This window comes from Streptomyces sp. NPDC111744, assembly GCF_055634995.1.
The window spans coordinates 1-8,402 of sequence record NZ_JBVKCG010000063.1 but is presented as its reverse complement, the minus strand read 5'-3'; the positions used below and the strand labels follow the sequence as shown (position 1 = coordinate 8,402).

Sequence of the window (8,402 nt, the reverse complement as noted above, 5' to 3'; positions counted from 1 at the left end):
GGGCTGGACATCCCCGAGAGCAGCCTGCGGCTGGTCGTCGGCGACGAAGCCGAGTTGGCTCGCCTCCTGGCCGACCAGGACCGCACGACACTCCTCGAGGCCGTCAAAACCGCTGTCGGCGGCGCCCTCACTGAAGAGGACATCCGACTGATCAGCAACCGCAAGGCGCAACTCCAGAGGTTCAGGCGGTTGTTGAACGACCCGGAGTTCTTCGAGCAGGAGCGCGGCCGGGTGGCCGGGCCGGAAGCGGTGTGGCAGGGTTTCTTCGAGGAGAATCACTGGATCTTCGGATACGGTCTCACCCTTGTTGCCTGCGGCCCCTACGACGACGGCAAGCTCAAGCGCATCACGACCGGCGCGAACCTTTTCGCGGGGGCGGGAAAGCGCAGTGACGCCGTCATGCGCTCCAGAGGCTTCATCAGCAGCCTGCTGTTCTGCGAGATCAAGACCCACCTGACATCCCTGCTGGCCAGCGCGCCGTACCGGGTGCCAGACGTCTATCAGGTCTCCAAGGAAGTCGTCGGCGCCGTGGCGCAGGTGCAGAAGACCGCTTACAAGGCCCAACAACTGGTCAGCGGGCAACTGCATAGGCACTTCCGAGACGACGGCGCCCCAACCGGCATCGAAGTCTCCACCGTCCGCCCGCGACAGGTGCTGGTGATCGGAAGCCTCAGCGAGTTCACCGACGGCGGCGCAGCGAACCCGGAGAAGATCACCTCCTTCGAGCAGTACAGGCGATCCGTCCAGGACGTTGAAGTCATCACGTTCGACGAGCTCTACGAACGGGCCTGCTTCATCGTGGAGGATCGCTGAGGCCTGAACGCACCAGGCCGGAGACCTGCTCGGCTTACGAGCTGAGGGCGCATGCCCCGCCCGTCCCAGGAACCGTGCTGCCTGGCCGGGCGCGGCCGAGTAATTGTCAATTCCTGTGGATCGGTCCTGCCGCCTGGTTATGCGCTGAGGTGTTCGTGAAGCATCTGCCAGGCTCCGGCGTTGTTGACGAGCACGTTGGTGCCGCGGCCGCTTCCTGATCGCGGCTGGCCGTCGACGGTTCCGGTCCAGGTGAACCGGTAGCGGCAAACCGCGTGGCCATCGCTGTGGGTGATCCACTCCAGGGCGTCGATCTGGTAGATCTCGTCGCGGATGGTGGCGAAGGTCTCGGCGATGGCGGAGAGGACGGCTTCGCGGCCCCGGTGCGATCCGTCGGAGAACCAGTAGACGGCATCGGGAGCGATCAGCGGGACGAGCTGGGTGATGTCGTGACTGTTGGCCGCCTGCTCGTAGGCGCGGATGAACTCGGTGAGCGGTGCAGTGGGTTCGGCCATGGACTGGTCCTTTTCTCCATTTCGCGGCGCGACAAGTGGCGTGGGCTGTCAGGCCGCCGTGGCCTGCTCTCGCTCGACGAGGACACCGTTTTCGAACGTGGCGCCTGCGCGGACCAGGGCGACGAGGTGGGCGCCGGTGATCGCGCACCAGCGGGCCTGGGCGGACTCGACGAGCTTGAACACCATCGCGAGGGCGGCGGCCGGGCTGCCGGCGCCGCGGGTGACCTTGGTGCGGAGCTTGACGGTGGAGAAGGTCGACTCGATCGGGTTCGTGGTGCGCAGGTGGATCCAGTGCTCGGCCGGGAAGTCGTAGAACGCCAGCAGCTCCTCCCTGTCGTCGGTGATCTTCGCGACGGCCTTGGGCCACTTCGCGCCGTAGGTCTTCGCGAACGCCTCGATCGCCTTCTCGGCGTGCGCGCGGTCCTCGGCGCTGTAGATCTCCTGCATCGCCTTCGTTGCGCCCGGTTGTGCGGACTTCGGCAGGGTGTTCGTGACATTCCGGGCCTTGTGGACCCAGCACCGTTGGTGGCGGGCAGCCGGGAACACCTCGGCCAGCGCCTTCCACAGCCCCATCGCGCCGTCGCCGATGACCAGCTTGGGATCGCGCATGCCGCGCCTGCGGCAGTCGCGCAGCAGGTCGGCCCACGACTCGGTCGACTCACGCAGTCCCTCGGCCAGTGCGATCAGCTCCTTGGTGCCGTCCAGGCGCACACCCATCAACACCAGGACGCAGGAGTGCGCCTGCCCGAGCCGGACCTTGGGGTGCACCCCGTCCGCCCACACATACACGTAGTCGGACCCGGCGAGGTCGCGCTGCTGGAAGGCGGCATGGTCGTCGCTCCACTGCTTCGTCAGCCAGGTCACGGTGGCCGGCGACAGACCGGCCGCCGAGCCGAGGAACTGCTCCAGCGCGGGCACGAAGTCCCCCGAGGACAGCCCGTGCAGGTAGAGCAGCGGCAGCACCTCACTGACCTTGGGCGACTTGCGGCACCACGGCGGCAGGATCTTCGAGGAGAACCGCATCCGCTCTCCGGTGGCCGCGTCCACCCGCTTGTCGTTCACACGCGGGGCCGTGACCTCGACCGGTCCGGCCGCAGTGGCCACGGTGCGGGGCCGGTGGTGGCCGTTGCGGACCACCAGGCGACGCCCGGCCTCGTCCGTCGCGGCGGCCAACTCGGCTATGTACTGGTTGACTTCGGCCTCCAGCGCGGCGGCCAGCATCCGGCGGGCGCCCTCGCGGACGATCTCGTCGATCAGGGAGCCGGACTCGGTGGAACCGTCGGCGTTCACTATGCTGAGCACGGGCGTGCCTCCCCGACCCGCGCTGCGAACGCGGGCCTCTAGTCGGTGACTTGTAGATCACTCGGGAAGGTACGCCCTTCGCGTCCCGTCCCGAAGACCGATCCACAAGTCCTGAGCATTGCTCCGGCCCCATGGGCGGGCGAGGGGTGATGGGGTCAGTCGGCCGGCGCGAGGTCAGGCCAGGTAGTCGACGGTCAGGTGGGCCGCACCCCGTTCAACGCCTCTGCCCGCGCCTCCGGGTGGGGCGTGAAGTGTGTGATGTACGGCGTGGACGGCGGGACGGCGCTTCCTGGTCCTCGGCGGGCTGGGCGGTGGGTGATGAGAAGCCTCCGGGGATACCTGTCCGTGCGGGCGCAGGCACCTGGAGGGCCGGGACCTGCCCGTCCCGTGACTGGCCGGCGCGCGAGGGCCGGGCGGCGCGGGCGAGGACGCGAGCGTTTGGAATCAGCGAGGCGCACGCCTCGCAGACCTCTTGGAGCGTCCAGACGCGGCCGATGAGGGGATCGTGCTGCAGGACCAGTGCCACGCCGCCCGCGCAGTGAGTGGCAGTGTCCGGGTGGGGGGCGCACTGTGAAGAGCCGCAGTGGCACCAGGCGTTGGCGTGGATGGTGGCCACCCGCGCGTGGGCGGAGGCGTGTTGAACGGCGAAAGTCCGCAGGCGGGCGAGGTCCGTGGAGCGTGGTGGCATCCGTCATGCCGTGGTGCTGCACGTGACCGTGGCGGTCCGGTCGGCATGCCCGGTCAGGCGGATCACCCAGACGCGACCGGGGACACGCTCGGTGGAGGGTTCGCTGGCAGCGGTCGTCACAGCCGTCCATTCTGAGGAGATCAACAACCTGAAGCAGTCCACTATGAGCTACCCGCCATCGGTTCGGACACTACCTCCGCGTTGGCACCCGAGTAACCACGGTGGGCGAGTTCCGGAGAATGATGGCGGGCCGGAGATCAACTACGCGCCGCCGGGCCCCGGCCGGGCGACGAGGTCCTTGGCCAGGAGGAGTGGCTCGGCGGCCGCGGCCAGACGTGCGAGGCGAGCGCGCTGCTCGCCGATGCCGCGGCATCCGTCCAGGGGACGCAGGGTGTCTGGCCGTACGGCGGTGACCGCGTCGACGTAGGCGCGGCCGCCCAAGGCGATCAGGTCGTGCGCCGCGTGGATACCGAGCTCGGCCGCCTGTGCCCGCAGCTGCTCGACGCCGATGTGGCCGGGAGTGTCCATCCGCTGTTCGTTTGGCAGGAGTGCGTCGTCGAGCTGGACGAAGCCGTGCCGGGCGGAGAGGACGAGGACACTGACGGGACCGGCGATCCTCTCGGCGGCTCGTCGGCACATGAGGTGATACGAGCCGATGTAGAGGCGGCGGGCGGGGGTGGGGCGGTCCACTGCGAGTTTGGCCGCCGAACAGGGCAAAACGCGCGAGTTCCTACAATCCTGGACGTCAGGCCACGGGACCCGTACGCGAGTCCACGAATCATAGGGATTCGTGGACGAGTTGACGGCTACGGATCGGATGTCACCGAGCGCGTCAGGGGGAACGGGGCACGGCCTGGAGCCTGCCTCCTGGCTGCCCGGGTGGTCGTCCGATGAGTGGCAGCCTCGGCAAGTAACTGGGCCATTGCTTTCGTGGTGGTGTGCTTCGCCGCTGGGACATCGCGCGCGACACCCCCCTTGTCGCCTCGGCTCACTGGACAGCGCGATGCGATCTGGGGCCGGTACCCAGCACGCGGGGCTGGGTGAGGCCGCCCAGTCCGGCTGCGTTTGCGGCATGCCGCAAACATGCCACGCTGGAAATACGGAGTACGAGAGAACGGGGCATGCCGTTCGAACGTCGATTTCTGAACGGTGTTGCACAGCCGACGGCGGCGTGCCGGTCGACATGACCGCCCTCAACACGGCGGCCCCGCGCCCTCCCGGCGCGGGTACCGGTGCCAGGCGCGACACGCAAGATCGCCGCTCTTCTGCAGATGAATCCCGTCCTGTCGGCCCGTGCACGGCACCGCAGTCACTCAAGCGCCAGACTTTACGTTGCAATAGATTGCACCGCTGGAGACTGTCATGGCTACCTTCAACCCGTTCTCGGATGATCCGGAGCGAGCCGAAATCTGGGAACTCGGATACGTGGGCGGCTTTCAGGACCCTGAGGGCTCCGATTTCCTTCCGCTGTCACCAGAGCTGCTCGACGTCTACACCAAAGGCGTAGACGCGGGACGAGACGACAATCTTTCAAGTGCTAGGGCATGGGTGCCGCGGCCGGAGCTCGAAGGCGAGTCCAGTGACGAGTGGAAGGAACACCTCATCATCGAAGTCATTGCCGAATCTTTGGCCCATTTGTTCAAGAGCGCGGCCTTCGGTTTGGCAGGTGTATTGATCAGCGTCCTTTCTATTCCTGGTGATACACACCTGCACCCTCTTGAAGACGACTTCAGCGAGACGTACGCAGGGCCAGATGATGACACGAATGTCACCTTTACTGCCCTGTGTCCGCGAACCGACCACCCAGCGGTTGCCGCTGATACAACACCCGAAGGTTACTGGACGGGGTCTCCCAGGACCGACTTCGGCGATGCGCTACAGGAAACCGTTGCGCACGCACATCGGGAATCAGTGGTGGCGCGGTGCAGCCTGACCGACAACACCTGCGGGTTCGTGTGGGCAGCGCGGTAGCGCTGGCCATCCAGCCTTTTCCAAATCGGCACCCACGCACCATGCAGGTGATGTCACTCCGCATCCTCATACCGACTCTTGCATGAGGGAGAGAAACTGATGTCCGCAGTAGAAGGTATCGGATCAGTACAAAAGGCAATGCTGGCAGCTCTGGATCAGATGGGCACTGCGATCGGCGCAATTCTGCAAGCAAGTCCGAACCTGGTGTTTCTTCACCAGGTGCCCGGATTCGCTGTGGACCCGAAGAACTATGCCAACCCTTGGCAGCCCGGTGAGATCGACGTCTACAGCATGATGGCTGCCGGCACGCCGATCAACACTCCTACGGTGCAAATGCCCCCCGCCTCAGTCCCGGGAGTCGCCGGCGCGTCGAATAGGCCGCAGCCTCTGCCTCCTCCCGACCCGCATGCCACGGCATCTGTTCTCGCAGCGGTCAATACTGCCCACCTGGCAAACCCCAACCTGGAACTTGGTACTTCCCAAGCCATTCACGGGACCGGCACGATCGCTGACGCCTGGGAAATCGTCGGCCCAGCAATATCCATCAATACGCCGCTGCCAGTGGTTCCGCAGGACCGATTGGACGCGATCAAAAGAGTGCAAAGTATTCTTTATGTCAGTAAGGGGGTTCCAACGGAGGGATACCGGGCTTGGCGGGAGGCGCGCGGCCGCGTGACCAAACTGATCGGACAGAAGCAGGCCGCGTTCTTCGCAGCTATGGGCGATCCGGTCCTGGCCGCCTCGTGGCAACTCGGCGAAGGCCCGGAATGGGATCAGCGAATTCAGGATGCTATGAGCGACCGCGATGCCATAGATCAGTCGACTGGAGACATGTCATACTCTCAGGCCGACCAGTACAACAGGGATTTCGGTGTCGATGCCGTCGGTGCTGCCGTCGATGCCGTCCACAACCGTTGGCAACTGCTCGGCCAAGCCTCGGGCGTTGTAGGAAAATTTGCCTACACCCGCATCGAACCGCGGACGTGGTGCATATCGACCGAAGACGACTTCGGCGCGATGCCGATCTCGGTGGCGGACAGCTCTTACGACGCCGTTGCGAGTCAGAATTTCAACAACTTCTCGTCGTCCTACTATTCCTCCACCAGTCAGTCCGACTCCGGTGGTGTCGGCATCGTCTACGGCCCGTACAGTGCGACAGGGGATATCGGATATTCGGATGCCAGCGCCCGAGGCGGCTTCAGCTCGGGATCCACCGCCGGTGCGACCAGCTGGGATAATTCCTCCAGCGCCTCCGTATCCGGCTCGTTCTTCCTCGCGTCGATCGATCGACCTTGGATGTTTGACCAAATCTTCAACGTCCGTAGCCGCTGGCATGTCGAAGGGCTACCATCCAATTGCCTCAGCGACGGAAGCAACACGAGTGAGAACAGTAAGAACTTGGTACATGCGTTGCCGATACAAATGCTCGTGGCGCGCAACATAGCCATCTCCTGCGACGACTGGGGGCATTTCGGCACCTACGCAAGTACCTTCGAGGAGAGTGCTGAGAGCCATTCGGAATCGACGGCGACGAGCTACGGTGGCTCGGTCGGAGCGTTCGGGCTCGGCGGTAAATACCGCCGTGAAGACTCGAGCACCGACGGCAGTCAGTTCAGTCACGACGACGGCAGTTCTGGCTGGAGTTTCCAGTCCCACGGAAGCGGTGGGACCTTGAGTATCCATGGCACACAGATCCTGGGCTGGGTAACTCAGATCGTTCCCGCTTCGCCGCCGTCATGACTACCACTGGCCTGGAATCAGCCGGCCAAGCTTTGATCGAAGATCTCACCGCCACCTTCGGCAACCTGACAGCAGATAAGGCGGTCGCCTTTTTCCCAGGCATACCGGTCGATGACCGCATCGTGCAGGGCGGCGAGGTCAACACGTTGCGCCTCGGGCAGTGGCTGGCGCTCTTCGACACCACGCCGCTCATGCGCCCTGGAGAAGCATTCCTCACGGCCCCGCCCAGCGGTGGCAGCGCCACGGCGCTGTACCAGACTGTGGTGAACAACGGCCAGGCGCTTGAGCCGACAAGCCTCCACGGTCAGCAGCTCACCCAACGTTTCGCCCGGGATCGACAGCTGCTCGAGGAGGTCAAGCCGGAAGTCCCCCTCGGCACGGAGCCCGACGACTGGCCTGTGCCCGGTGCGACGACATGGCAGACGGCCCAAACCGCGGGCACGCGATCTGCGGACGACGCCAGGACAGTCGTCCGTGCGCCCAGCCTCGACGAGGGGTCCAGCATCACCGTGGTCCGCTGGCTGAGAGCAGTGGGCGACAGCGTCGGAGCGGAAGAGCCGCTGCTCGCGGTGTCAACGGACAGTGCCGACACCTCGATCATCTCGCCGACCGCGGGCACCCTGTTGGAGATCGCTGCTCCCGAGGGCGCCGTCATTGACCTCGGCGCGCCCGTCGCCGTGGTTGGGCCTGGACAGCCTCCACCTGAAACGATCATCACGTACCAGCACCTCTTGGTTCTTCTCACACGGCGAACCTCCGGAGCTCCGTGGTGGGATCAAGTGCTCCTGTCGGACACCGGTTGGTTCGTTCCGGGCCGGGAAGCCGGAGGATTGCTGTCACCCGCTTCCGCAGGCGCGGCTCACGCGCTGCCCTACGCCCTGCTGATCGTGCGGGACGTCGTCGTCAGCAGCCCCCAAGAGCCCACGGACGATACCGTCAACATCGGCCCTGTCGTCGTCTCCCGGCCGGGTACGCCGACAGGAGAACCGGCCCCACTGGGGCGACCTGGTATGCAGGCAGTTGGGCTCATCGCCGACGTTCTGCCGCCGCTCCCGCCCGCGAGCGATCCGAGCCTCACCGCGGGCGAGCCGGCCCGGTACGAGCCGTTCCCGGGCGCAGGCTTCTTCTTCCCCGGACGTCGAAGCCCCACTATCGCCGCCATGCACGATCGCCTGGTCGAGGTGGGTTGTGATCGCTACAGCATTACCACGCACAAAGACGTGTGGGGCAACGGAGATCAGGCGTCGTATAGCGCATGGCAAAGCGCCCTCGGCTACTCGGGAAGCGATGCCGACGGCCATCCCGGCCCAGTGAGCTGGGATCTGCTGAGAGTCCCAGCAGTGCCGTGACGGCCGCAAGGCGTGCAGGCTGACAAG

At 65.5% G+C, this 8,402-nt stretch carries 7 protein-coding genes; 4 read left to right on the top strand and 3 right to left on the bottom strand.

From position 1 onward, the window contains the following. The coding region (locus tag ACZ7OO_RS43870; protein WP_471512986.1) for a Shedu immune nuclease family protein at positions 1–813 on the top strand (813 nt) is incomplete at its 5' end. A gap of 137 nt (positions 814–950) precedes the next feature. On the opposite strand, the gene ACZ7OO_RS43865 is transcribed toward ACZ7OO_RS43870, so the two are convergent. The 3 genes from ACZ7OO_RS43865 to ACZ7OO_RS43855 all read right to left on the bottom strand — a co-directional run bounded on the left by ACZ7OO_RS43865 (position 951) and on the right by ACZ7OO_RS43855 (position 4,389). Next, entirely contained in the window at positions 951–1,325 is a 375-nt protein-coding gene (locus ACZ7OO_RS43865; protein WP_471512985.1) for a YybH family protein, read from the bottom strand. Between the two features lie 48 nt (positions 1,326–1,373). Further along, complete coding sequence (locus ACZ7OO_RS43860) at positions 1,374–2,627, bottom strand: IS256 family transposase (protein ID WP_471512984.1); 1,254 nt, start codon at positions 2,625–2,627, stop codon at positions 1,374–1,376. A gap of 949 nt (positions 2,628–3,576) precedes the next feature. Continuing rightward, on the bottom strand, positions 3,577–4,389 hold the full coding sequence (locus ACZ7OO_RS43855) for a DUF6884 domain-containing protein (RefSeq protein ID WP_471512983.1): 813 nt from the start codon (positions 4,387–4,389) through the stop codon (positions 3,577–3,579). Between the two features lie 288 nt (positions 4,390–4,677). Between ACZ7OO_RS43855 and ACZ7OO_RS43850 the strand changes: the two genes are divergently transcribed. From ACZ7OO_RS43850 to ACZ7OO_RS43840, 3 genes are all read left to right on the top strand, one after another. Further along, positions 4,678–5,286 carry a hypothetical protein gene (locus ACZ7OO_RS43850; protein ID WP_471512982.1) on the top strand — a complete coding sequence of 203 codons (609 nt, stop codon included), beginning with the start codon at positions 4,678–4,680 and terminating at the stop codon, positions 5,284–5,286. Positions 5,287–5,385: 99 nt separating this feature from the next. Continuing rightward, positions 5,386–7,026: a hypothetical protein gene (locus ACZ7OO_RS43845; RefSeq protein WP_471512981.1), complete on the top strand. Its 1,641-nt coding sequence runs from the start codon at positions 5,386–5,388 to the stop codon at positions 7,024–7,026. Then, positions 7,023–8,375 (top strand): peptidoglycan-binding protein, encoded by a 1,353-nt coding sequence (locus tag ACZ7OO_RS43840; RefSeq protein ID WP_471512980.1) that lies wholly within the window; start codon positions 7,023–7,025, stop codon positions 8,373–8,375. Before ACZ7OO_RS43845 ends, ACZ7OO_RS43840 begins: the two co-directional genes overlap by 4 nt. Positions 8,376–8,402: the final 27 nt, after the last annotated feature.

What these genes read in the sequence shown, in the direction of transcription:
- ACZ7OO_RS43865 (WP_471512985.1), bottom strand. Translation starts at nt 1,325, where the DNA reads ATGGCCGAACCCACTGCACCGCTCACCGAGTTCATCCGCGCCTACGAG.
- ACZ7OO_RS43855 (WP_471512983.1), bottom strand. Translation starts at nt 4,389, where the DNA reads ATGCCGCAAACGCAGCCGGACTGGGCGGCCTCACCCAGCCCCGCGTGC.
- ACZ7OO_RS43850 (WP_471512982.1), top strand. Translation starts at nt 4,678, where the DNA reads ATGGCTACCTTCAACCCGTTCTCGGATGATCCGGAGCGAGCCGAAATC.
- ACZ7OO_RS43845 (WP_471512981.1), top strand. Translation starts at nt 5,386, where the DNA reads ATGTCCGCAGTAGAAGGTATCGGATCAGTACAAAAGGCAATGCTGGCA.
- ACZ7OO_RS43840 (WP_471512980.1), top strand. Translation starts at nt 7,023, where the DNA reads ATGACTACCACTGGCCTGGAATCAGCCGGCCAAGCTTTGATCGAAGAT.